Source organism: Bradyrhizobium sp. LTSPM299 (assembly GCF_000938235.1).
GTDB lineage: Bacteria > Pseudomonadota > Alphaproteobacteria > Rhizobiales > Xanthobacteraceae > Bradyrhizobium.
The window spans coordinates 124,752-148,836 of the sequence record NZ_JYMU01000005.1 but is presented as its reverse complement, the minus strand read 5'-3'; the positions used below and the strand labels follow the sequence as shown (position 1 = coordinate 148,836).

The 24,085-nt window shown below is 58.9% G+C and carries 17 protein-coding genes; 8 read left to right on the top strand and 9 right to left on the bottom strand.

From position 1 onward, the window contains the following. Window positions 1–657 precede the first annotated feature (657 nt). Window positions 658–3,792, bottom strand: a complete 3,135-nt coding sequence (locus UP10_RS41900) for an Ig-like domain-containing protein (protein ID WP_050043513.1) — start codon at window positions 3,790–3,792, stop codon at window positions 658–660. A 382-nt stretch (window positions 3,793–4,174) separates the two neighbouring features. Beyond that, a complete protein-coding gene (locus tag UP10_RS00805; protein WP_050043512.1) occupies window positions 4,175–5,248 on the bottom strand; it encodes a cellulase family glycosylhydrolase in 1,074 nt (357 codons plus the stop codon). A gap of 80 nt (window positions 5,249–5,328) precedes the next feature. Here UP10_RS00805 and UP10_RS00800 point away from each other — a divergent pair, with 80 nt between their 5' ends. Next, window positions 5,329–6,447: a glycosyltransferase family 4 protein gene (locus UP10_RS00800; protein ID WP_082076924.1), complete on the top strand. Its 1,119-nt coding sequence runs from the start codon at window positions 5,329–5,331 to the stop codon at window positions 6,445–6,447. A gap of 11 nt (window positions 6,448–6,458) precedes the next feature. On the opposite strand, the gene UP10_RS00795 is transcribed toward UP10_RS00800, so the two are convergent. The 4 genes from UP10_RS00795 to UP10_RS00780 all read right to left on the bottom strand — a co-directional run bounded on the left by UP10_RS00795 (window position 6,459) and on the right by UP10_RS00780 (window position 11,364). Further along, window positions 6,459–7,421, bottom strand: a complete 963-nt coding sequence (locus UP10_RS00795) for an NAD-dependent epimerase/dehydratase family protein (RefSeq protein ID WP_044585542.1) — start codon at window positions 7,419–7,421, stop codon at window positions 6,459–6,461. Further along, entirely contained in the window at window positions 7,418–8,557 is a 1,140-nt protein-coding gene (locus tag UP10_RS00790; RefSeq protein WP_082076923.1) for a glycosyltransferase family 4 protein, read from the bottom strand. The genes UP10_RS00795 and UP10_RS00790 overlap by 4 nt, the downstream gene beginning before the upstream one ends. A gap of 247 nt (window positions 8,558–8,804) precedes the next feature. Beyond that, window positions 8,805–10,097, bottom strand: a complete 1,293-nt coding sequence (locus UP10_RS00785) for an O-antigen ligase family protein (RefSeq protein ID WP_197086703.1) — start codon at window positions 10,095–10,097, stop codon at window positions 8,805–8,807. 28 nt (window positions 10,098–10,125) lie between these two features. Next, window positions 10,126–11,364, bottom strand: a complete 1,239-nt coding sequence (locus UP10_RS00780; RefSeq protein ID WP_197086702.1) for a glycosyltransferase family 4 protein — start codon at window positions 11,362–11,364, stop codon at window positions 10,126–10,128. 99 nt (window positions 11,365–11,463) lie between these two features. Between UP10_RS00780 and UP10_RS00775 the strand changes: the two genes are divergently transcribed. After that, a complete protein-coding gene (locus UP10_RS00775) occupies window positions 11,464–12,801 on the top strand; it encodes a lipopolysaccharide biosynthesis protein (protein WP_044585539.1) in 1,338 nt (445 codons plus the stop codon). Between the two features lie 55 nt (window positions 12,802–12,856). On the opposite strand, the gene UP10_RS00770 is transcribed toward UP10_RS00775, so the two are convergent. After that, a complete protein-coding gene (locus UP10_RS00770) occupies window positions 12,857–14,281 on the bottom strand; it encodes a GumC family protein (RefSeq protein WP_044585538.1) in 1,425 nt (474 codons plus the stop codon). 436 nt (window positions 14,282–14,717) lie between these two features. Between UP10_RS00770 and UP10_RS41895 the strand changes: the two genes are divergently transcribed. Continuing rightward, window positions 14,718–15,167 carry an NUDIX domain-containing protein gene (locus tag UP10_RS41895; RefSeq protein WP_050043510.1) on the top strand — a complete coding sequence of 150 codons (450 nt, stop codon included), beginning with the start codon at window positions 14,718–14,720 and terminating at the stop codon, window positions 15,165–15,167. Between the two features lie 66 nt (window positions 15,168–15,233). Here UP10_RS41895 and UP10_RS00760 read toward each other — a convergent pair whose 3' ends face one another. Further along, window positions 15,234–16,361, bottom strand: coding sequence for a polysaccharide biosynthesis/export family protein (locus tag UP10_RS00760; protein WP_082076934.1), 1,128 nt, complete (start codon window positions 16,359–16,361; stop codon window positions 15,234–15,236). 478 nt (window positions 16,362–16,839) lie between these two features. Here UP10_RS00760 and UP10_RS43855 point away from each other — a divergent pair, with 478 nt between their 5' ends. The 5 genes from UP10_RS43855 to UP10_RS00730 all read left to right on the top strand — a co-directional run bounded on the left by UP10_RS43855 (window position 16,840) and on the right by UP10_RS00730 (window position 21,608). Next, on the top strand, window positions 16,840–17,508 hold the full coding sequence (locus UP10_RS43855) for a hypothetical protein (RefSeq protein WP_156179587.1): 669 nt from the start codon (window positions 16,840–16,842) through the stop codon (window positions 17,506–17,508). 152 nt (window positions 17,509–17,660) lie between these two features. Further along, entirely contained in the window at window positions 17,661–19,010 is a 1,350-nt protein-coding gene (locus UP10_RS00750; protein WP_156179586.1) for an O-antigen ligase family protein, read from the top strand. A gap of 5 nt (window positions 19,011–19,015) precedes the next feature. Next, window positions 19,016–19,678: a hypothetical protein gene (locus UP10_RS00745; protein WP_156179585.1), complete on the top strand. Its 663-nt coding sequence runs from the start codon at window positions 19,016–19,018 to the stop codon at window positions 19,676–19,678. Window positions 19,679–19,840: 162 nt separating this feature from the next. Then, a complete protein-coding gene (locus UP10_RS00740; protein ID WP_044585533.1) occupies window positions 19,841–20,173 on the top strand; it encodes a hypothetical protein in 333 nt (110 codons plus the stop codon). Between the two features lie 694 nt (window positions 20,174–20,867). Then, complete coding sequence (locus UP10_RS00730; protein ID WP_044585584.1) at window positions 20,868–21,608, top strand: metallophosphoesterase; 741 nt, start codon at window positions 20,868–20,870, stop codon at window positions 21,606–21,608. A gap of 424 nt (window positions 21,609–22,032) precedes the next feature. Here UP10_RS00730 and UP10_RS00725 read toward each other — a convergent pair whose 3' ends face one another. After that, window positions 22,033–23,472: an undecaprenyl-phosphate glucose phosphotransferase gene (locus UP10_RS00725; RefSeq protein WP_044585583.1), complete on the bottom strand. Its 1,440-nt coding sequence runs from the start codon at window positions 23,470–23,472 to the stop codon at window positions 22,033–22,035. Window positions 23,473–24,085: the final 613 nt, after the last annotated feature.

The following is a 24,085-nucleotide window of genomic DNA, read 5'->3' as shown; positions in this document are numbered from 1 at the left end:
GCCGCCCCTTATATCGCAGCAGCGCCGCTCAAGTAGGGGCTGAACAGGACCGGCCGACGCCGGGATCGGCCATCGACATGCCAACATCCTACCAAAGTTTTCAATTCCGGTTAAATACAGGGCTCACTCCGCCCAACTGAAAGCTCCTAGTACCCGATGGTAGCGACAAGGGATCGACATCCCTTAACCGGGCTTCGGTGTCGGATAGCGGCGACCAGATTGTCGCGGCTGCTCCGCAGGCCCTTGGAAATCAGGGGATACGTCACATTATTCACGAAAAAGACCCCCTCCTCCGCTCCTCGTCGGCGCTGACGAGCTGAATTTTCCAGGGGAGGTTCGCGATGAGCGCTTGTAGGCGCATCGAACCTGTCGTTCCAGAATGGTACATTAACAGCATGATATTTGCCTCAATTTCAAGCAAACCCAATTCGGGTTGGCTGGTTAGGGAAGGCTCTCAGCACGGGGAATGCCAACTTCTTTCCTACCTGCGTGGTCGTACCTTCCTGATGGATAGCATCGATCGCAAGCGGCAAGAATCGCGACCGTCACCACAGGACCGCCGCCTTGGCCCGTCGCGCTTGAGACCACACCAGATTTGCCACAGTGGGTATGTACGGCGCTCCCGGTCATCGTCTCACTCAAGAAAAAGTCGATCGCTTAGATGTGGAGCAGAAATCCCTCGACCGGCGGTGTGTGGAACGAGGTCAGATGGGCGCCCTCCCCGCCCTGCACGTTTGGGGCAAAGTGGGGATCGTACAACGCCCCGGCGGGCCCAGACAAGTGAGGCACCAAATCGTCAGCGCGGGTTGCCGCGGCAAGTTTGGGGCCGGTCTGCGAGGTTACCGCGGCGAAGACGAACCCATCAGCAGGCGGATCGATCACGAAGGTGCCGCCCCTTCCGTCGCTTGAGAGATTGAACGTTGAATGCGTGTAGTCGCCGACCAACGTGATGTGCGAGATGTGGTTCTGCGCGTCCGACACGGTCAGGATCCCGCCGGCCGTGTTGCCCGAGTATGAGGCCCTCGTTCCGGTGACGAACGAGATATCCTTCAGATCGAGAATGTCCGAACTGGCTGCGCTTCCGTTGCCGGAAAGGCCGGAGATCGTCCCGGTGAACTGGGATGCATGGTCGAGCACCAGGGTGCCCGTCGTACCGGCGAACCTGATCGCCCCCGAAGCTGCCCCGGTCAGTTCGAGCATCGCGCCCGGCTCGATCGTCGCCGCTTGGCTCGTGTTGCTCAGGGCAAGGACCGCCTTGCCGGAGACATCCAACACGGTCGACGCCGTATTGATCACACCGTCGCCGTTGAAGTCCTGGAGGAAAGTGGCCTCCAAGGCCTTAAGCATGCTGCTGGTGCCGGACACATGCACGTAGGCGATCTCGTTGCCATTGTTGTCCGTAGTCCAGATGGAGTACAGACCACCACCGAGCGTCCAGACGACCTGGTACCCTGTTGCGGTCTTCTCGGCCGCGAGCGGCGCGACCTGCCCCGTCGGGTCCGCCACCTGGGCGACGCCGGCAACTTTCAGCTCAGTGCTGTAGCCAGTGCTCGCGTTACCGACATAGAAATTGCCGGCGATCTGGGCAACGCCGGCCGAGCCTTTGGTCTCGATCAGCGTTGTCGGGACCGGCGCTGCGCCGATCACGCCGTCGCCATTGAGGTCCTCGTGGAAGGTCGTTTCCAGGGTCTCCAGCGTGCTGCTCGTCCCGGACACGTGAACATAGGAGGTCTCGTTTCCGTTGTTGTCCGCGGTCCAGATCGAATACCGGCCGCCGCCGAGCGTCCAGACGACCTGGTAGCCGGTCGCGGTCTTCTCGGCTCCGAGCGGTGCGACGTGCCCCGTCGGATCCGCCACCTCGGCGACGCCCGCAACTTTCAGCTCGGCGTTGAAGCCAGTGCTGGCGTTGCCCACGTAGAACTTGTTGCCGATCTCGATCAAGCCGGCCGACCCGGTCGCATCGATGATCGTTCCGACAAGGGTGGGGAGCGCGGTGGCGAGATTGCTCACGTTCCCGGCCGCATCGCTTGCGGTTGCCGTGAATGCATGGGTTCCGTTGGCGAGCGATCCGGTCGTGAGGCTCCACGTTCCATTCGATGCCGTCACAGCAGTGCCGAGCAATGTGTCCGCTTCGTACAGCTTGATCGTGCTGCCCGCTTCCGCCGTTCCCGACACCACCACCTTGTTGGACGAGATGAGTGTGTCCGAGCCGAGAACCGGCGCGTTGGGCGCGACCGTGTCGATCGTGACGCTAAATGCGCTCGATGCCGCGCTGACATTGCCGGCCCCGTCCACCGCCCGACCGGTAAAGCCATGGATCCCGTCGGCCAGCGTGCCGGTCGCAAACGCCCAGTTGCCGCTGCCGTCGACAGCGGTTGTGCCGATCTGCGTCGTGCCGTCGAATACCAGGATCTTGCTGCCCGCTTCCGCGGTCCCGGTCAGCGTCAGCCTGCTGGCGTTCGTGATACCATCGCCCACCAGCCCGGCGTCCGGCGAGAACGATGCGATGTTCGGTGCATCCGGCGGAGTTGTATCAGCCAGCGCGCCTGCCGAGGAAGGGGCACTCGACGTCAGACTTCCACTGCCGATCTGAATCACAAGCGGATGATCCGTCAACGAAACATGGATCTGTGAGACGTTGGTATAGGTCGCGATGGGGCTGGTCCCGACGAGGGGATCGAACACATAAACTACCGCGTACGACTTTCCGAGATTGAGCGTCACGTCGCTGGTCGGTGACGCGATTTCCTTTTGCTGGGTCGGATCCCAGATGACGTGCTCATCCCAGAGCACCAGGTCAAACGTGCCGTCGTGCTTCTCAAGCAGCAGCTGCGAAGCGGTGGACGGCATGTTGTCCAGACCATACGGCAGGCTGCCGGGAGTGAACGATCGCGACGCGTTGGGATCGCTCAGGATGGTCGTGAGATTATGTATCGCGGTCGCAACCAGCTTCGGACTGCCGTCGTTGTTGAACAGGCCGAAGTGGGCTTGGTTGTTCGTGAAGTTCGGATCAGAGGCCTCGTCGAACAACTCATACAGGAAAGTTTGTGCGACACCGTTCTTGAACGCGTCCATCAGGGTGTCGAGCGTGTACTTCGCCTGGACCGTCTGATCGACCCCGCTCATGGGATCGCTCGTCATCGTGTCATAGCCCGTTTCCGTGAAGATAACAGGCAGCCCCGCCGCGTCCCACCGCGCAATGTTCATGTCATTCAGCAGGGCCTGATTTGGCGTGGTCCCTGACCAGACGTAGGCATGAATATTGGCGTCGTCCGTCGCCGATGCCAGGTTCCCCACCTGGTTGTAGTTGGAGGTGTTCGGCTGGGAGAGCGTGAGGTTGTAGACCGGCACATCCTTCAGATTTGGATCGACCTGAACGGCCGCAAAAAGTGCTCGCTGGAATGCGGCCGCGCTCGTGAGCGACGAACTGCCATTATAGGAGATGGCCTGGAGGTCCACCTCGTTGGGACCTTCGATCGCGAACAGGCTTCCAGGGTGAGCCGCGACGAACGCATCCAGCTGATTGATGAACGTCGACAGGTCGGTTCCTGTCGGCGTGAAAAAGTCAAATTTGATCCCATCAGTCGCCAGTTGCGAGTACGCCGCCTGCGCGTGTGCCGTCGAGAACATGCTGCCGTCCCGGACCGTGGTCACTCCGAGATAGGCGAGCGAACTCTCGACCAGGCCAACATTCTCGTACACCGTCCAGTTGCCGAGATGGGTGTTCACCCCGATCGACTGCACAAACTTGGCGATGTCGATCGCCGTCACGCTTGCTATGGCGGTTGTCATAATGGCATCCCTGCACCAACGACCAGAATGGCAGTCGTGTCGACGAAAGAGTGCGCGACAAGAATTGCGATCAATTGAAGAAGGCTTTCTCGTTTTTATCGAAAAACGCGATTCAAGATTGGCTTTACGACGATGTTAATGCTCCACAACTAAAAAAAGAGCAGCAGCAACAGCCGCTAAAGCCAAGCTGCACTTCAAAAACGAGATGGGACCTGCAATGAAGGACAGCCATTCGTTACCAAGATCGATAAAGAATGGCGCGCGCTGCGGGACTCGTGCAAATGACGTTTGCCGCAAAACAGTGCAGTTGAGGTATGCGATCGAGCGTTTACTGATGGTTCATGCAAATTCCTCAGGCGCCCGAGATCCACGGTGCCGGTTGTCAATGCACGTCGACGAACGCAGCGTATGAGGGCTTCCGGGAATTATCGAATCTCAGGAGACCATAGTAGCAGTCCGGATCGGTCTTTCCTTTTGGACACCAATCTCTAAAGTTGTACCAGAAGAGCGGCCCGAGATCTGGCTTCCGCGACGCAAGTTCGAAGGCCGATTTGAGAAGCCGGACCTGGGCCGTTTCGGAAATAACCGTATTTGCTTCTCCGTCCGTCGGAGCGCCGTACTCGGTCACCCAGATGCGCTTGTCATGATCTTTGTACCTGTCCATGATCCCTCGCAGGCCGTCCGAACTTTCCATTTGCTGCCAGGAATTTCCGTCCGACCGATCTGGAGGACTTGGAGACGTATACGGATGGTTGCCGACGGCATCGAAGAACGGCCGCGCTCCGTTCCTGTAGAGCGCATCCAAGAATTCCGCAGCGCGCATTGTCGTGCCGGTGTTGTTTGGCTGTGCCAGACCGCCCGCTATAACGGTCGCGCCGCTATCGACGTTCTTGATGGCTTGGTAGGCGGTCTTCAACAGCGCAACATACTGTGAAGGTGACGGGACAGGCTCCCAGCTGCTGCCAAGATTCGGCTCATTCCAGATCTCCCAATGCCGAATACCTGATGATGCGTACCTCGCCGCGAGGTAACCGGCGAACCGGCCGAAAGTGCCCGGGTCCGCCGGAGGGTATGCCGGTGCCTTGTGCCCACCGTTTGCCCAAGCTGGGCAATAATAGATTAGGCCCAGGACCGAAATATTGAACTCCCGGGCGAGGGCAACAATCCTGTCGTGCTGCTGAATGATGTAAGTATCCTGATTGTCCGGCTGGATGCGATTCCAGTCAAACTCCACTCTCAGCCATTTGACACCGGCACTCCTGAACTCCACAAATCGGGACCGGAGTTCACCCACCGGCATGAAGAGAAGATCGCCGGCGTTCATGCCCTTCTGCAGCGGATCGCAGCGGCCGACCGATGGCACGCCCAGCGTAACCAGCAGGATGAAAAGCCTCGTTAGCTGCTTGGCCAATCGCAAGATTTGCCTGTTCGCCCCGACATTCATTGCCACTTCCATCGAACGTCCCGTCGCTCTATGTGTGTCTTATACTTGATCGATCCACGAACTGGATCGAACGACGTAGGCCAGTCAGTAAGATGCGTGTAGTTCATATTTTGGGCGATGGAAATCCCGGCGGTGGTCCGGTCGTTGTCGAAACATTGTGCAGCGGCATGACTGCGAGCGGCGTGGAAACCGCCGTCGTTACTCAGATCGGAAGTTACTTTTTCGACCTCGCCAGCGCAAAGGGATGGAAGACGTTTGGCATCGACTTCAGCCGCCGGAAGAATGTGCTCCAGATAGCGCGCCAGATATCGGAGTTGTTCGAGCACCGTCCGCCGGACATCGTTCACGCCCATGGCGCCAGGTCGGCATTGCCCATATCGCTCCTGCCGCGCGGCAAGCGCCCCGCCTTTGCTTACACGGTCCACGGCTTCCACTACGACAAGAGAGGCCCGGGCAGCCGGCCGTTCTTCAAGCTGATGGAGAAGTTGTGCATCGCGCGCGCTGACCAGATTGTCCTGGTCGGAAAGGCGGACGAGGCATTTGCGCGCAGGGAGGGTCTGGTCGACGATCCGCGGCGATGGAGCCAAATATATAATGGAGTCGAGCTACCGGCGGGCTGCAAGCTCTCCCTGCAACCCGAATTTGACATCGCCTTTGTGGGTCGCCTTCACCCGCAGAAGAATCCGCTCGCCCTGCCGGCCATTCTGGCTGCAATGAACCGGCCGCGCATAAGGATGCTGATCGTTGGCGGTGGTGAACTCGAGACGGCGTTGCGCGAGAAATGCAGGGCACTGGGGGTGGAATCCCAGATTACCATAGTTGGCACGAAGTCTCGGACCGACGCGCTCGAGTTGATGTCGAGGGCACGGATCCTTCTATTGCCGTCGCTCTGGGAGGGCGTCCCGGTGTCTGTGGTCGAGGCGATGAAGATGGGATTGCCGGTCGTAGCGTCACGGATTCCCGGCAACCAGGAGCTGATATGCCACGGCGAAACCGGTCTTCTGGCCGACCCGCTGACCGCCGCCGAATTTGCAGCACATATCCTGTCGCTGCTGGATTCTCCTCAACTGGCGCAATCGCTCGCCACGAGGGCAGCCTCGTTTGCGTCCACGACATTCTCGATCGATAGCCAGATCAAGGCGCATCTGCGCATCTATGAGAATGCCCTCTCGCAAAGCCGAGCCCGCCGCCCGCGCTCAAGCCGCCCTTGAGGCGGCCTTTGTCAGCGGTTTCGCAGCTGCTCAACCAGGCTGGGTGCAAGATCCGGATTCTTCCAAAGGTCTGCCAACGCAGCGGCGATGTTTAGCCTGGGCGACCATCCGAAACCGGCTTGAATCCTGGCGATGCTCGCCTGCAGGAATGGTCGATCGACCGCGCGGGCGCGCGATGCATCATGCTCGACCTCGATCGGAAGCGCCGTAAGCGATCGTAACTCGTCCAGGATCGCCGACACCGAATATTGCTTGCCGGAGCCCAGATTGACCAATTCCGTCACACCCGCCGGAATGTCGCCGCACAGCGCGACGCGTCCGAATCCCCCGGCTGCATCCTCGACATGGACATAGTCACGCTGCGGCCAAACATTCCCAAGCTTGATCCTGGTGTTCCCCGACTTCAGTTGGTAGATGATTTCGGGCAAGATATGCGGGCTGGTTTCTCCCGGCCCGATCACGTTGAAAAGCCTGACTATGGCGCCGCAGAGCCCTCTCTGCTTGACGAAATACCTCACAAAGTGCTCGGCATGCAACTTCGTCAGGCCGTAGATGTCGGCCGGTCCCACGGGCGAGTTGGTCTCATCGTGTGGCGCATCGTCCGGCTGATAGACCGCACCGCTGCTGGCAAAAACAAAGCGCGCGCCGATCGGACAGGTCCGAAGAAGATTCATCGTTCCGAGGACATTGACCTCTTCGGCCTGCGCGGGATCGCGCTCGCACTCGGGGATAAAGTGGATTGCAGCAAGATGGATCAGGATTTCGGGACGAAACCGCTCCATGACGTCCGAGAGCGAGCGCCAATCCCGAATGTCGACCGTCTCCAGCACAATCTTGGAATTATCGGATTCGTCGAAGCGGTTTCCGAACTTCAGCGCATCTACCACGCAAACATCGTGCTGGGTCATCAACTTTCGAACAAGTTGCCGCCCAACGAATCCGGCGCCGCCCGCAACCAGGATCCTTCGCTTCATGCGACCCTGGCTTCACTGAAACGGCTTGGGAGAGACGAAGACCTATCGCCAAGGCCCGGAGCAACCAATTCCTCAAAGCTTTCCGCGATCAAAGTCCAAGAGAGCGTCTTCGCAGCAGCACAGCCGGTTGCGGAATAGTGATCCCAGCGCGCAATTGCATCACACACGCCTTGAGCAAGCCGGTCCGGCGTGGGAAGCGTCACCACGCCGCAATCATAGGAGCGCACGACGTCCTTTGTTCCATTCATCTCATACTCGCATGTGACGACGGGTAACCCACTGGCCATCGCTTCGGCAACGACTCTCGGAAACCCTTCGCGCCGGCTGGAGACGACGAGAACCTCGGATTTGGCCAGCAGCTCGATCTTGGCGCTGTCCGAGACGAGGCCGGGCAGTAAGATATCGGACGCGTACCGGGATGTCCGGACCCGCTCCCTGATCTCGTCGACTGCGGGCCCATCTCCCGCCAGCGTCAGCGCGCCAGAGTATCCCCGATCCTTCAACAATTCGAAGGCGTCGATCAGCAAAGGAATATTCTTGTGAGATGCCATCCTGCCGAGATGGCAAATTCCCGAACGCCCGTTCTGCGGCAGCGAATGATAAAGCTCAACATCAATTCCACTCGGGAGAATGTGCACGGGGCCGACGCAAAACGGCTGGATCGAGCGGCCCACGGCGTCACTGACCGCCACGTTCATGGCCGCAAACCGCGGTAGGACAGCCTGGATCAACCTAAAGAACAGCCCGGTACGAATTTCGCACCAATGTATCACCGCCTTCGCACGCTGCGATTTCGGGATCGTCACCGCATGCAAAAGGGGCCACTGATTGAGCAAGAGCACGTCGTAGTTCGTCCCTCTGGATACTCGACGAACGTGCATTGCGTATTTGATGATCGTCGGCCAGGCCCGCTTCATCATTTTGAAGCGCGGATCCTTATAAGATGCGTCTACAGGGTGACGGAAAACCGTAATCCCGTCGAAGTTCTCCACGCTAGCCAAGCCTGGTGCGTGCGCGATGCAATGAACATCGACCACATGACCATTCCTGACGAGTTGTCGAGAAAGCCCCTCAAAAAACAGCTCCTGCCCACCCACGCTGGGAGCGAACAATTCTACAAATACCCCAATGCGCACGCGACCCGCCTTTCAATACGCAATACCGAAAAACTTAGTTCCGACTGCGGAACAAGCTTTAGTTCCGACTACGGGCCCCCAAACAAGGTTTAGGATACGACAAATTCTCCTTAGTTGTGATCAATTTTTGTCGTAATGTGGTGGCCGAATTAACGACGAAAATTTGGGCAATCGCACAATCTAACAACCATGCGTACGCGCGAGTCGAAACGCCCGTGGAAGATTCTCGCCCAGTTGTTGACGCAATCTAAGGGCGCCCCGCGCCGTTTGCCGCAAACGCGGGCTCTCTCCGAACATCGCGAGCTCCGGTCTCCCCTCTCAAATGCGCGGAAACATAGGCGAATACGAAAGTCACCACGGACGTTGGGTCGAAAAGGCGGATTTCTGCCACATTGAGAATCAGAAAGAAGATCAGGAACCATTCTGAAACGTTTTCGGGCCGATGGACGTAGGCCCCTTCGACGTCCGACCGTGTCAGCACCCTATGCAGGGGTCCTAGTACCGCGACAAGACTAACCAGGAGCCCCGCCATCCCGATGTCGAGAAGACATTGCAAATAGCCATTGTGGGCGCTCAGTTCGAACTGGAGGGTCGTGTCCCAAAACAGCGACCCGGGGGAATTTGTCCCCAGCCAGAACACACCATAACCGTATCCGAGAAACGGCCTCGCCGCCGCCATTTCCAGTGCGAATTGCCAGATGTTGGTTCGCCCCGACAGGGTCACGTCCCGGCCAATCACAGACGTAAACGCATCAGGCGCCGCGATCAGAAACAGAATGCTACCTACGCAGATCACGGCGGTGAGCACGGCCAATTCCCGCGGTCGCAATCTCAGCCGAGATCGCGCGTAGACCCAAGCGGTTACAAATCCAATGGAGATCAGCGGCGTTGCGGACCCCGCCAGCAACAGCGACAGAACGCAAGCTCCAGCGCCCACAAGCTGCACAAATCTGCGACGACCGGTTTCCCCGAAGGCGAGCGAAAGGAACACGAGATAGCCAATGCCGGCAAACTGTCCCAGGATATTCTTGTGATTGAACAGCCCTCGAAGTTGGCCGTTGGTGTCGAGCGCCTTGTCAGGCGACACCAGCAACCAAACGAACGACCCCGCCAGCGCCACCGCGACCGCGATCCGAGCAAGCTTGGCAAAGCGGTACCAACTCAAGCGGCTGGCCACATACGTTCCCACCGAGAAGGTCCCGAACAGCCCCAGTGCCTTCCTCAGGGTCGCCGAGGGGTCCGGCGACCAGGCGGCGGACAACAAGCAAATTGCAATCACGACGGCCGCCGGCCACCCCAACCGTCGGAAATTCTCCTGCAGCCTGGCCCGTGCCAGCAGATAGACGGAAGCGAGAAAGAACGGGGCAAGAAGAGCCTGCCGCACAACGTCCCCGCCCTTGTCGATATTCATGACATCGAGATAGCCCGGCTCGTAGTCGGCCTGAAGACCAGTGACGCCAGGCACAATATCCGCGGCGATCAGCAGGTAGAAAACCAGGGCTGACGCAAACAGGATGTCGCTCCGGCGAACGTTTGCCATGAACAAGCGCCCTCTTGTCGTCTCCAACTCAACCATCGATGACGGGCTGACTGTGCATGCCGGACCGAGTTTGCTCCTTCAAAAGAGCATGCGCAAACTCGTTCGGATCACTGGTCACGATCGTGTTGGCGAGCAGCCTGTGCGGCAACCCACGGACACCGACAGGCGTACTGACGATCTTTTTTCCGAACGACAACGCCTCCAGCACCTTGATGCTGACGCCGGTGCCGGCGCGGAGCGGCACCGCTGCAACGCGAATGGCGCGGTAGAAGTTCGATACATCGTCCAGACTGTCCCAGACAGTGATATTACCGACGCCTTCGACGAGCGGAAGGACCTTGCTCGATATCCCTCCGGCAATCAGCACCCGAAATTCCGGTGCCTCCCTCCGAATGATCGGCAGTATCATGTCCCGCAAGTACAGCACGGCATCGAGATTCATCACATCACTCGATCCAATGAACCCCGCATCGAATGCTCTAGCCGCGGTTACTCCCGTTTGTCGAACCGGAGCCACATAGGAGAACGGTTTGTGAGAGAGCTTCGCCGTTGACTGGTTTATGGCCGAATAGTTTGCGAACTCATCCACAGACTCCACGCGAACCAAATGGCACGCGTCGAATATTTCCGTTTCAGCCCGCCGCGAGCGCACAACGTCAATTCGCTCGAGATAGTATCTTAGCCAAGCATTGGCATGATTGCGCAGGACCTGCCGCAAGTTCAACGCGTCAAACAATCTCCGGTACGTCCCGCGGTAGGCGATCGCGCGATTGACAAAGTCATCATGGGCACTCATCACAACGAGCGGCTTGCGTCCGTTGGACAGCCGAGGCAGCACCCGACCAAGCAATTGAACCGATTGCGGCTTGGCAAGGTAAACGACGTCGACCTGCCATGCGTTCAAGAGCTCTGCGATCCTGCGCGAGTTTCCGATGCTGTTGGTGGCAAGGAATGGATGGGATGACAGGACATTGCCGGTCAACGCTCGCTCAACCTCTCGCCAGACCCGACCAACAGCACCAAGCGGATGTCCTCCGCGATTCCAGCCAGGCAGCAGCAGGAATTGCGAGAAAAGCTCTCCATAGGCCGAATTCACTTCGCTCGATTCCGCCAGGCGCGGATCGCGGAAGAACGAAACGCAACAAATCTTCCAGCCTCGCTTCTTGTAGGTCTCCGCTATCGTGTAATACAGCCAACCGGACGCATTTTTCGACGGCAACGGAAGGAAGAGCTCGTCGGTTACGAAGAGTATCGAGCGCCCCGTCATCGATTGGCCTCTGACGGCGACACGCTGAACTTTCGCCTTTTGGATTTGACAATAGACTGCGTGCCGGCGCCACATCGCGGCACGGGAAGGACAAGCTGGATGATCCGCAACCCATTCATCAGGCGAGCGATAGGCGCCCTGACACTGCTGTATTCCGGGACATTTCTCGCAGCCTTTTTCAATTTTCTTGCGCAACTAACATTGGCCCGCTCCATGGACCTGGAGGCTCTCGGCACAATTGCCGCCTTGTCGTCGATCATAAACCTTCTAGCATTAATCGGCATGGGAGGAATGAACTGGTTTCTGCTGCAGGTGGTCGGCAGGGAGAAAGAGAAGGCTTTTCGCTGGTATTTTCCCGCCGCGCAACTGGTGGCGCTTCTCACCGCCCTCGGCATCGTTGGTCTCGTCGCTTACGGGCTAACGGCTGCAAAGTTTCCTCCCTCCGAACGGCTGCTGTTGCTGACAGCCTCGCTTCCGATCCTGTTGGGGCAACTGGCCGTAGAACTGTCGTCGGTCCGCTATCAAATCGAGCGCCGCGCAGGTCAAGTCGCGTTTTGGCAGGTCGTGACCCAGCTTGGACGCGCGATGGTTGCCTTGTGCCTCAAGGCAGTCGCGATCTCCAGCCTCCGGGCCGTGCTGGTCGGATTTGGATTGATGGGTGCCATCGCGGTCATCTGTAGTTTGCTTGCAGTCCCAGCGCGTTCCTGGGATCGGCTTCTGGAGAGCTATCGGCACCCGCATCCCACCCTGCTGGAGACGGCCGGCTCTGCTGGCCCGTTTCTGGTATTCGGCGCGATCTATCTCATATTCTTCCAGGGACCGATCGTAATTTTGGAGTACTTCCGGGGCGGAACCGAGACCGCTCAATACAATATCGCATTTCTTATCGTTTCTGCGGCGATGATGTTCCCCTCAGTGTTCTACTCCAAGTTCGTTGCTGAAAGGGTCTTTCATTGGGGCCACCATGACCGCAAGAAATTCGCAGCCGCGTTCTATTTGTCTGCGGCGCTCATGGCTGCGTTCGGGATACTCGCAATGGCGATCTTGATGACCACCGCTCACGGGCTGGTTCCCTGGATGTTTGGATCGAGATACGCGCCGTCTGTCGAACTGCTGCTTGTGATGAGCATTACAATTCCGGCGAGATTCTTGCAGAGCGCCTTCAGCTCGCTGCTCGTAACCGGACAACAAACCATTCCACGGGTCATCTACCTTGCCCTTGCGGCCCTTACGTCCATCGTCGCGTCCTGTATTTTCGTTCCCGCACTTGGCGCATTGGGCGCCGCCTATGCGAGCGTAATCGCCGAACTCGTGCTCTTTCTCCTATCCTGGCGCGGGTTGTCGATCCACATCCCCGAGATCGAGCCATTCGGTTGGCTCAGTCCGCAAACCATCCGGCGATCGATGTCGGTTCTCGGGGACAAAGCCGCACACTGAATCAATCAGGCCGGCCCAACCGAGCCCGTCCGACCGGCGGTCGTCGGAAATGCGTCTAGCCTGGGAAAAACAGGTAGAAACGGACCGTACGGAGGAAGCTGGCGGGAATGCCTCTCGGCGGATTTCGATAGGCTGAAATCAACTGCAACACGCAGGCCAGTCCCACCGCGATCAGGAAAGACAGGAAGGAGCCGATCGCCAGGAACAGCCAGATACTGCGTCCCGCCGTCTCAAACGGAACAGACGCGGGTTGAGCGATCTTGATGACCGAAAGGTTATTTTCGGTCATTGCTGCTGCAATTCGCTTGTCCGCCGCGCGCGCGCTGATCTCTGTCAGTTCCTGTTCCGCGGCGCTGAGCTGCCTCTTGAGGTGATTGGTCTCGGCTTCAAGGCCGGCAAGGTTGGCAAGATCCCTTGCAACACCATCGAGCTCGGCCGCATGTGCCGACTGCGCGGCGCCCAACCCGGCGATCGTCATCTTCAATGTCAGAAATTGCTGCGTCGTCTCCTGATAAAGCTTCACAAGCAACAGGGGAGGATCGTCGCTAAACAGGCTCCTGTTGTATGGCAGCGGAACCGCCGGCTCCGGCATCGGCTTTGACGGATCGCGGGCCTGTGGGGCGCGGGCCGCGTTCGGCCTCAGTTGGTTGATCTGCTCCTCGACGACCCTCAGCTCCTCCTGCTTCTGCGCCAGCTCAGTTCGCACCGTCGCCAGTGACTTGGCGAGGTCGCTCTGGAGCGTCAGAAGGAGCTTTCTCTGCTCGTCGATCGCGTAAGTACGATTTGCGGTCACGAAGGAGCCAAGGGCCGCGGCGGCCGTCGCCACCTTGCGCTGAAGCTGATCCACCTCTCCGCGGAGGAAATCGGCCGTCCCAGCCTGGGTGTAGAGATCTCTGTACTTGCTCAGATAGCTTTCCGTGAGCGCGTTCACAAAAGATGCTGCGAGCCGCGGATCTTCGTGCCGAAAGGAGACCCGGATCATGCTGGTCCGGGGCTCTAGCTGCACCTTCAATGCGCGCGCCGCCGACTTGTATGCACGATCCTCGTTGCTCATCTCTTTCCGAGCGACGCCTAGCGAGTTCAGCAACTTGGAGAGTTCACCGTCAGGGCTCTTCGGGTACAACCTGCCAACGCCGACGCTCTGGATGGCCGATCTGAGGACCAGTTCGCTGTTCAACAACTCGATTTGTGAATTTACAAAGACCGAGTCGGTCCCTTGACTGACTTCGTTCTGCTTGCCGTTGTCGACAAGCAGGGACGCCGTCGCCTCGTATTTGGTGTCAAGCAGGCTATGCAGCAGCACGGACGAAACAAGGCCCAAAACAAGGGCTGCTGCGGCAATCAACCAGTATCGACGAAGCGCACGGAGGACGAACAGCTCCAGGCTATCGGAATGTTCTATTTCCTTCTCCGCAGCCCGATAGTCCTCAACTTGAGGTCGAACAACTACGCGATAATCCGGTCGTTCGAGACTGGTCATTGCAACCTCTATCCGTCCGTCCGAACAATACGACCATTGACCGGTCGGAACAATGTGGATTGGTGCTCAACTTGCAGGCGTGTTGAACAGGGTTCTTTTGCGATCACCCGTCGCCTCGCTAATCTACCGATCCTGTTCGCCAAACTCAAAAGAAAAAGCCTGCTTCGCACAATTGCACGATCGCGCGCTGACCTCATTCCGAGCAGGGCTCGTTCATCAGTGCCTATTTCGCAGGCCGTGACGACATAGCGCGGTGCAAAAAGGGTCGCATTTGTGCAGAACGATTTGAGTCTGGAGCGCACCGTTCTTGCCGAAACCGCCTCGGAGAACATGCCCGCAATCGGTCGAAGAAGCATCACACAGCATCCTTAAATATGACAAACTGGCCCTGCCCTTGACGGCTTACTGTGCTTGAGTCACCACATCCTGAAAGTACATGATGCCGGATCGTCACATCGCGATTGCAGTTGTCCTTGACACCACCGGCCGTTACCTTTTCCAGCGCCGCGACGACATTCCAGGCATTGCCTATCCCGGGAGACTTTCGCTGTTCGGGGGCCATCGCGAGCCGGACGAGACATATCTCGCCTGCATCGCGCGCGAGCTGCGGGAAGAACTCAGCTATCCGATTGCGCCCGAAAGGTTCGAGCTTCTGACAAGCCTCGATGAATGTGGTGAGGTTGTCGGAGGCGACATTGTCAGGGGCACCGTATTTCTGGTGCGGGGGATCCCCTTGGATGAAATTGTCGTGACGGAGGGTTCGCTCGAAATCGTCGATCCCGGCGAGTTGATGCATTCGCTCCGTCGCCTTGAACGAGACTTGACGCCAGCGTCCCGGTTCGGGCTCAAGGCGTTTCTCGATCGATCATCGGCTGAAGGTGCCTGATCGGTACACACAACGTGCATAGGCCGCCCTCTAACCAATAAGAACCTGCACCTACACTCCAATCCATCACTGGCGCGAGTTGATCTTGAGGATTTGCGCGTTGTTCGCGGCGACAATCGTGGAGTTGGCGGTGCCGACCACTTGCTGGACGAACTGCAGGAACTTTGTTGTGTCGACGATGGCGGCGTTCGCTGCAAACAACACGTCCTTGTCCCGCATTTCAAACCTGCTTGCGAGGAAGAAGGCGGCCGGATCCCGGAAGTCGGCGTTATACACCACGGGCACCAGCGGGCCGGAGTATTTGGAGCAGTCGATGCCCAGTCGTTCCGCCAGTTCGCGCGGCTCGCGCCGATAGACATAGACGCCCGCGGGCTCCGCCTGCGCGTCAACCAGGCCGCCAGCCTTTGCCATCGCCTGCGCCATGGTGATCTTCCACATATCGAACGGGAACTGAGCCTGTCCCCCGAAGCTTCCTCCAATCGTGAATGCCCCAAAGGCGAGGAAGACCTGCGGCTCGCGGTAGACATAGATGGTGTCGCCGGGATGGACCCAGATGTTGTTGGCCGGCTGATACATCAAGGCTCCGAACGGAACTGTGGCACGCTTGCCGGCGCGCTCCAGCGTCACCCAACTCTCCCAGCCCGGCCCCGTCAGGCCGCCGGCACGTGCAATCAGGTCAAGGACCCGCTCGCCGGCCGCATTCGCCGTCAGACGCGCCGGCGTTTTCACTTCGCCCAGCACGCTGACGAGCGAGGTGTTTTGCGTGATCAGGGACACCACCACCTGCGGTTCAATGGCGCGGTTTCCGATCGCCTTCACGATATCCTGCTGGATCTCGGTGGGACTGCGGCCGTTGGCCTTCACCTGGCCTGCGTAGGGAACCGTAATGAACCCGTTCAAATCGACATTCTGGTTCGGCAAGGCGACGAAGTTACCTGGTCGCACGCCGGCCTCTGCCGGAATAAAAAGTCCGCCTGCGGCGGCTTCGAAGATCGAAACTGCCACCGTGTCCCCGATGCCAAATTTGATGCCCGCCGGCGGCCGATGATCAGGAAATGACCCCGCGATTGCGCCGGGGCCATATTCCTTCAAAATGTCGACGACGGTCGGTGTGAGCTTGACCAGCTCGTAATCCGGCCCCGACCTTGTGATCTGGCTCTTGACGACGTGATCTTCCGGACCCGACGAAGGCACGATCGAACATCCCGCTGAAGACAGCAAAATGCCGAGCAACACTCCCCACACTAACACGCTACGCCTCAAGACTAATCCCCATCACGCCCAAGCTTAGACATTACCCAATTCCCAAAGTGGCGCAAACGAAGCTGCATGAGATGGTCAGAATAAGGAGAGATTGTCGCAGCCAAGAATAAGCCAGTGTTGTTGCAGCACAGTTACAGGCGGCCGCTCTCGCGATCAAAAATTAGGCAGAAACGTGCCAAATTTGCATCCTTTTCGTGCGCAAGTTCCAAACGATCAGCAGTTGTAGTGCATTAGAGGGCGTCAATGAACTTTCGATTCACCTGTTCCGCGTGGCGATTCCGTCGCGAATTTATTTTCAGCAATCCCGCGTCAGATTGAGATTGGCGCGCCTCGTCTCATTCGGTCGCCGTCCGAGGCGACAACGACGTCGTCATGGCGCGGGCGGCAAAGTTGCGAGGTACAGCGGATCATGCTTTTGATACGACCGTTGAATAAGAAGAGTCTAGTTCCAGTGAGGATTCCGACTGCGTTTGTCATGATGTGTGTAACCCTGCTCTGCGCTGCTCTTTTGGTTGTGGCCAATAGTTCCAGCCGGGCAGATCCGCCGCGCCCGGGCATGTTGAATTGCGCGTCCGGCATCAACCCAGAGCAGCGTCGACAGTGCGACGAAGAGGCCTTCAGGCAGGTCGAGAGCGGTAGCCAATCGACACAGCTTGAGGGCGGATGGCGATTGGTGAAGACCACAAATCCTGACGGCGGCGCCGACGCCATTTCAGCGATGCATGTTGTCGACAGCGTCAAATCGGATGCACGCCTTGCGGGCTTGAGCCTGCAATGCGGGCGGGACGGAATTGAAGTCGTGCTCATCCTTCTCGAGCCCGTGTCACGCTCGACACGGCCGACCGTGGTCCTGACGACAGGCGAAAAGCCGGCGGAGTTCGAAGCCTCCGTGATCCAAGGCGGTGCGGCACTGTTGCTGCCCGCGGGCGCGTCGAACCTCGCGGCCGCCGAGTGGCAGAGCGCAAAAGAGCTTTCCGTCGACATTCAGAGCAAGCCGACCGAGATCCGCGGCGCGGTGCCGATCGGCGGGTTGTCTGCGGCGCTTCGTTACCTGTCGCAAAATTGCCACGTTCGGTAGGCCGGTTGACGACGGAACTTCAGGGTTCCCTCGAATGCATCGCGTGCGTTGGCGTCGCATGTTCGCTTATGCGATAGTCGCCACCTTCCGCCCCGTTGCCGCGGTGATATCCACGGTCGCCTCGACCCAATCTTGCTTCGAAGTCCCAAATCTTGTCGATAGCTTCCTATCTTCTGATCGCACTTCTGGGGGTGACCCCGATCCTGGCAATTGCCAACGGCGCCTTCGCACAACCTGCGGTCGCGCTTGTCGCCGCCATCATGCTGGCCATGGCGGCAAGGGGACCGGCGGCCGAATTTTCATCGATCGGGCAGCTGCTGAAGCGATTCTCGCTCGCGATTCTGCTTCCGGCCGTCTGGATGGTGGTGCAAATCTTCCCACTGCCCTCTCCATCGATTGCAAACCCGATCTGGTCGGCGACTTCGATCGCATTGAACGAACCATCGCTGCCAGGCCGCATCAGCATTGATCCCGGCTCGACGCTGCGAAGCCTCTTCATCTATCTGATCGACGTGTCGCTGGCGGTATCTGCCGTCATTATCACCAAGGATCGTCACCGGGCCGAAACGATCCTGTTCGTGCTGTGCGCAGTCACGACTTTCATGTCGGTCGAAGTCCTGTTCAGCCGGCTCGATCTGTTGGCAGGCATGTATCCCGACACCGGCGCCGCCGCGAGCCCGTTTCCGGCAGCAGCCGCGCTCGCAATATTCGCAAATGGCGCGCTCATTGCCCGCGCAATTGAACGACACCTACACCAGCAGGACATCCGCAATCTGGCCTCGCTCCCGCTGTGGCTCGGGGTTCTTTCCGGCCTGTCCGGAATTGCCGTTGCGTTCGCGGCATTGGCGACCCTCGCACGAGGGAGTTTGCTGGCGGTAACTGGCCTGGGCTTGACCGTAGTGGTTTTCATCGCCGCCGTCCGCCGCCTGGGATTTCGTTCTTGGCCGTCGGCGATCCTATTTGCAGTTTTCGCGACGATGGCCGGCGCGATGGCCGTGCCACACCTTCAGTCCGGTAGTTCGGATCTGCTTGGATTCGTAAGCGTCGCTCCGGAGGCTGCCGTACCGGCAGAACGCATGCTCGCTGACGCGCCGTGGCTGGGCAATGGCGTCGGAACATTCGGGCTGACGTCGAGGGCCTATCAGGCCCCCGGCGCCACGCCGTTGCCGGTTTCCCCTTCCACCGCGGTCTCGATCGCGATCGAGTGGGGACGACCGGCGATAGTGATCCTGGCGGGCTTCGCAGCCCAGCTTTTTTTCTCTACCTTTCGTGGCGCCGTTCGGCGAGGACGAGATTTCTTTTTCGCGTCGGCTGCAGCCGCTAGCGTTCTGGTTGTACTCTGCGAGAGCTTCCTTGATACAAGCCTCTCAAGTTCTTCGGTTCAGATCATAGTGGCCGTGATGGTCGGACTGGGGCTCGCGCAATCTGCGGGCCGGACCAGCAGCCCTCAATCCTACGATAAGATGACGTCACGCGACGCCTCGGCGGTCGATCGGGAATGACGTCCTTGAGCGGATCTCGCATCCTTCTGATCGCATTGGCCCTGACCATCGGATCCTATGCGATTGCCTCGGCGGTCGCGGAGACCGTCGGGCTGGAGCACGCGGCGTTTCCGTCCGACGCAGACAAGATCAGCTCGCCCTGGACTGGAGAGGTACCCTCTTTTCCGGCAACGTTCTCCCCTTTCGGATCAGAGCTGGAAAACAACCATGCCTTGATCGCTGCGTTGCAGGCGATCGAGGCCGGCCGGCAGAAGCCGACGGCCGTACGATCTACCGGCCAGCCGGACGCCATCGGCAGGGTCAGGCAGGCGCTGGCGACCTCGCCTTACGATCCCGAACTGTGGCTGGCTCTGGTGCTGCTTCAGGCTCAACGCGACCCGCACGATCCTGTCGTGTTCGAGGCATTGAAAATGGCCTATTTTACTGCGCCAACTGATACGCGATTGATACCGGTGCGGCTCGACATCGCCGGTCGTTTCGATGCGCTCGCCGATCCGGACGTCAATGATCTCGTACGCGGCGACGTCCGGCTGATCCTGACTCGCCGACCGGAATTGAAGCCCGCAATCGTGTCAGCCTATCGACGGGCATCGGACCTCGGCAAGGCCTCCCTAGTCGACGCGGTTCAATCAATCGATCCGACGTTCGTTCCGATACTGCGCGGCTAAACACCGCGCCCGAAGCGGACCGGGCGGCGCAAGCACAAGGCGCAGAAGGTCCGACCGATCCGTCTCGGCCACATTTCATTCGATTTCCGACGGCAGAATCGGACTGGTTGCTCGTGCTGGCACGAACGTTTAAGGTTAGCCGCAATCAGGGGAACAAAAGCGATGTCACAATTCTATGCCGGCCTTGTTGCACTCGCCTCGACAGTGATGATGCTCGGCACTCCCGCGCGCGCCGCCGACTATGCGGCTCATCCGCGGCAGGCCCGCTCCGCGGCTCCCATCCTGCGGATCGACCGTGGGCCGAACCCCTATTGCGGTCCGCGATGCGGTTACCCGACCGCAGTTCTTGTTCGGCATCGCTCGCTCGAGAACGGCTATCCCTACACCTTTGATCCGCGCACCAGGACCGACGAACCGAACTACTACTACGGTCCGAACCGGACTTACGTCCGGTTTCCAGATCCACGGAATCCCGATCTGGTGTTTCAATATTGAGCCCGGACCCATCCCCGCGAGCTGGCGAATAAGGTCGGCGTGATCCGAACCTTCGGGCGTCGCTTGCAGGATTGAGCGCGCCGCGAATCCTGCAGGCCCAGCGCCGCACCTGCGGGCTGGCTTACGATCTGGTCACGTAGGGCGCGTACATCAGATAACGCACACGACGCTTATGCGAGCGCCGGGCGTGCGCCGCATAGCCAAGAACGAATGCGACTAGGAAGATCGCGACCAAGATCAGTATCGGAAGCATGTTCGATGTCCCGTGCAGCTCCGGGGCAGTTCATCCCCGCGCCGTGACGACATCATGATTCTTGATGATTCTTGACGTCGGAAGATTGTTATCTCTATCAACTTTTTGTGCAGCGCAGCGCCGTTAACGCCGCGGAATGCTTGCGCGCCATCCACGTTGTGACTATGCAGTTCAGGATCATGCGTGGAACCCAGACGCTTGCCGGAGTAACCCACTGCATTGACGATCGCAATCCTGCCAACCAAGCGGAGCCTGGCCTCGGGCTTTTCGATAGCAACGAGCCGACACGACCACGCCCCAACCGCGAGGGATGCGATCGCGGCGGAGATATCCCCCTCGTCGCGGGAATATCTGAGGGTTCTTCACCCATGATGCCCAGTCCCAACGTGGCGTTTCAGGGTTAAAATGTTCAGATATTTTCGCGAGAGCGCCCGCAGGCAGATGTTATCCACGCGCCGATTGCGTCCGTCAAAGAACAAGCCGAAACTGCCGGACGGGGTACGCATCTACGCGATGACCGATATTCATGGTTGCGCGCATTTGCTGAAGCAGATGCTGCGGGTCATCGACGCCGATCTCGCGCGCAGCCGTCCGCGCTACGCCATTGAAGTATATATGGGCGATTACGTCGACCGCGGTCCGGATTCACGATCGACCCTCGACATCCTGATCGACCGCAGCCGACGAGGCAACACGATCTTCCTGAAGGGAAACCACGAAGTGTTTCTTGGCAATGTCCTTCGCGACCCGTCGCTTCTGACAGATTGGCTCCGCGTCGGCGGACTATACACGTTGATGTCCTATGGACTGGCCCCCTCCCCCACCCCTGGGGATGAGGAGCGGCAACATTTGGTGCAAGCATTTGCGCGCGCGATGCCGCGCCAGCACCTCGAGTTTCTCCGGAAGCTGCGGCTGACATTCACCTGTGGAGACTTCTTTTTCGTCCATGCCGGCGTCCGCCCCGGCGTGCCGCTTGCCGAACAGCAGGAGACAGACCTGCTCTGGATCCGCGAAGAGTTCCTGAAAAGCCGGCAGAACTTCGGCAAATACATCGTGCATGGCCACACGCCGGTACGCAGCCCCGAACTGCTGGAAAACCGGGCGAATATCGATACCGGAGCCTATGCCACCGGCAACCTCACATTGATGACGATGCAGGGCAGTAGCATGCTTGCCGTCTGACCCCTGCGCCCGGTAGCTGGGGAAGGAGTTCAGCACCACCATTTTCATGAATATGAATGCGCAATCGAGGAGGACAGGTCCTCAATCTGGCATTGCCCGTTTCAGGATTTTCGTAAGCACGATCCCAAAGCGATCAAGGCAGGTCCGCCGCTGTGTCGGCGTAAACCAATGATTGCTTCACCAAGCGAAGTTTGGACACTTTCGGGTAGCGGTCCAGCCACCGGCTTCGTGCAGAGGTTCAAGCCATCGCTTGCCGGGACTCTGGAGGTCATGTCGACATCTGCCATCATCGCGGTCGCCGCCGCCGCGCTTTGCGTCATTTCGCGGTCATGGGCCTCTATTTATTCCTGCAGTTCATGATCCTGATCGAGGACGAGAAATAGACCAAAGGCGTGCAGGCCTGACATAGCGGTGTGCGGCTGTCTCAGTAGGCTTCCTGATACATAAGCGCAGCCGCTGTACGGAAGATGATCCGGATGTCGAGCCAGATGCTCCAGTTGCTCACATACCAGACGTCGTATTCGACGCGCTTCTCCATCAGGTCGATGGTCGGCGTCTCGCCGCGGAAGCCATTGACCTGGGCCCAGCCGGTCAGGCCGGGCTTCATGTGGTGACGATAGACATATTTGCTGATCAGCTGGTCATAGTAATTATCGTGGGCGAGCGCATGCGGACGCGGCCCGACCAGGGACATCTCACCGCGCAGCACGTTCCAGAGTTGCGGCAACTCGTCGATGCTGGTCTTGCGCAGGAAGCGCCCGACCCGGGTTACCCGTGCGTCCCGCTTCGTGGCCTGCATGACAGTGGTCCCGTTCTCGGTCACAGTCATGCTGCGGAATTTCCAGATCTGGAACGGCTTGCCGTTGAAGCCGCGTCGGGACTGCCGGAAGATGATCGGGCCCGCCGTATCGAGCTTGACCAGCAGGGCGGCCGTCAGGAACATCGGCGCCAGCAACAGCAGCGCAAAGGACGCCAGCCCGATGTCAAGGAAGCGCTTCTGAACCCGTTCGAGAACCGTCAGCGGCGGCCGCTGGATCTCGATCGCCACAGTTCCACTGACCGGCAGGAAGGGCCGCGAGACCAGATCGGCGATCGGGAAATCGGGCAACAGGCGGATCGGTTGCGGCACCATTCGCAGATGGTGGCTCAGCTTCTGCAGCATCGGTAGCTCGTTCCAGTCAATCGCCAACAGATACTCATCGGCGTCGGCGGCACGCGATTGCCGGATCACATCGGAAACCTGCTGGTTCCAAGTGTTGTCGTCCTGGTCCAGAGCCACACTGAGCACGAAGTGCTGCACGACGTCGAAACCGTGCTTGCGAAGGTCCTTGAACCGGGTCGAGGTGAAATCCAGCGCGCGAAGGCTGATCAGGATGACCTTGCGGTCGATCAGTCGTTCCTTGGCGAAGGCCGACGAGAGGCAATAACGCCAGACCACGCGATGCGCGACGAGCCCAACCGCCCCGATCGCAGTGAACAGGATGATGGTGCCGCGGGACATGTCGGCGGTCGACTTCAGGAGGAACGCAGCGACCGCCAGCGTGGTCAGCGCGAACAGCCAGATGACGAGGGCCTTGCGCGACTGCCAGAGCGTATTCAGCAATCTGTGATTGTCGTAGACGCCCTGAGAATAAGCGGCCAGCACGAACACGATGCCGACGACCAGCCCGGCGCCGACTGAATTAACCGGATCGGACGGCGAATTCACGAAGCAGCGATAGATCGCGCTTGAGGCGATGTAACTCGCCAGGATGATGAGGAAGTCGCCGGCGATGATGAAGAGCTGAAACGGCCTCTGCAACGAGGTGCCGCGGTTCGATGTTACTACTCGAAGACCATCGGAGCCAAACGTGGTTGCAGACATCTCGAACCTCATCACTTCAACGGCCGCATTGACGAAAACGGACAAACACAACAAATGCAGGCGGGAAAAGCTCGAATACTGAGGAAGCGATCTCGCACCAAACTTGGTTAGGAAAGTCTCAGTTTCGCGCGCTGGGATTCGCAAATGCCTGCGCAGGTTGTTTACCAAACGCAGCGATATTGTGGCGCCGCAACAGGAAAATCAATTCGTTTTTCGCATTGCAAGATATTGCCACACGCGTCGATCACAGCATGATGCATAATCAATCAATTCGTGATGCGCGATTGTCCAATCGCGAGCACCGAACTTGCGCGCATTGAGAAACGTGCAACGAACGTCGGCGGGCTGCACGACTTGACACCACGCTAATGACACTTCCTTGAGCAACAGCCGCGCTCTTGTGGTGACGGCACCGTGAAAAAACATCTCGATTCGGGCTCTATGCGCGTCATTCGCTCCCCATGCAACCCTAGCGTTAGGACAATTCGATCATGGCCATTAAAGCAATGTTAGGGCAGGACCATTACGGATTGTGGCGTGAGGAGTAAAGAGTGTGACCGCGTTGGCGATTAGCAGTGCATTGTTCGGAATGGCTTTGGGAATCCGATTCAGG

Bases quoted from the DNA above. Each gene is read 5' to 3' on its own strand.
- UP10_RS41900 (WP_050043513.1), bottom strand. From the start codon at position 3,792: ATGACAACCGCCATAGCAAGCGTGACGGCGATCGACATCGCCAAGTTT.
- UP10_RS00730 (WP_044585584.1), top strand. From the start codon at position 20,868: ATGTTATCCACGCGCCGATTGCGTCCGTCAAAGAACAAGCCGAAACTG.
- UP10_RS00780 (WP_197086702.1), bottom strand. From the start codon at position 11,364: ATGACGGGGCGCTCGATACTCTTCGTAACCGACGAGCTCTTCCTTCCG.
- UP10_RS00795 (WP_044585542.1), bottom strand. From the start codon at position 7,421: ATGAAGCGAAGGATCCTGGTTGCGGGCGGCGCCGGATTCGTTGGGCGG.
- UP10_RS00800 (WP_082076924.1), top strand. From the start codon at position 5,329: ATGCGTGTAGTTCATATTTTGGGCGATGGAAATCCCGGCGGTGGTCCG.
- UP10_RS00775 (WP_044585539.1), top strand. From the start codon at position 11,464: ATGATCCGCAACCCATTCATCAGGCGAGCGATAGGCGCCCTGACACTG.
- UP10_RS00725 (WP_044585583.1), bottom strand. From the start codon at position 23,472: ATGTCTGCAACCACGTTTGGCTCCGATGGTCTTCGAGTAGTAACATCG.
- UP10_RS43855 (WP_156179587.1), top strand. From the start codon at position 16,840: ATGCTTTTGATACGACCGTTGAATAAGAAGAGTCTAGTTCCAGTGAGG.
- UP10_RS00785 (WP_197086703.1), bottom strand. From the start codon at position 10,097: ATGGCAAACGTTCGCCGGAGCGACATCCTGTTTGCGTCAGCCCTGGTT.
- UP10_RS00740 (WP_044585533.1), top strand. From the start codon at position 19,841: ATGTCACAATTCTATGCCGGCCTTGTTGCACTCGCCTCGACAGTGATG.
- UP10_RS41895 (WP_050043510.1), top strand. From the start codon at position 14,718: ATGATGCCGGATCGTCACATCGCGATTGCAGTTGTCCTTGACACCACC.
- UP10_RS00805 (WP_050043512.1), bottom strand. From the start codon at position 5,248: ATGGAAGTGGCAATGAATGTCGGGGCGAACAGGCAAATCTTGCGATTG.
- UP10_RS00770 (WP_044585538.1), bottom strand. From the start codon at position 14,281: ATGACCAGTCTCGAACGACCGGATTATCGCGTAGTTGTTCGACCTCAA.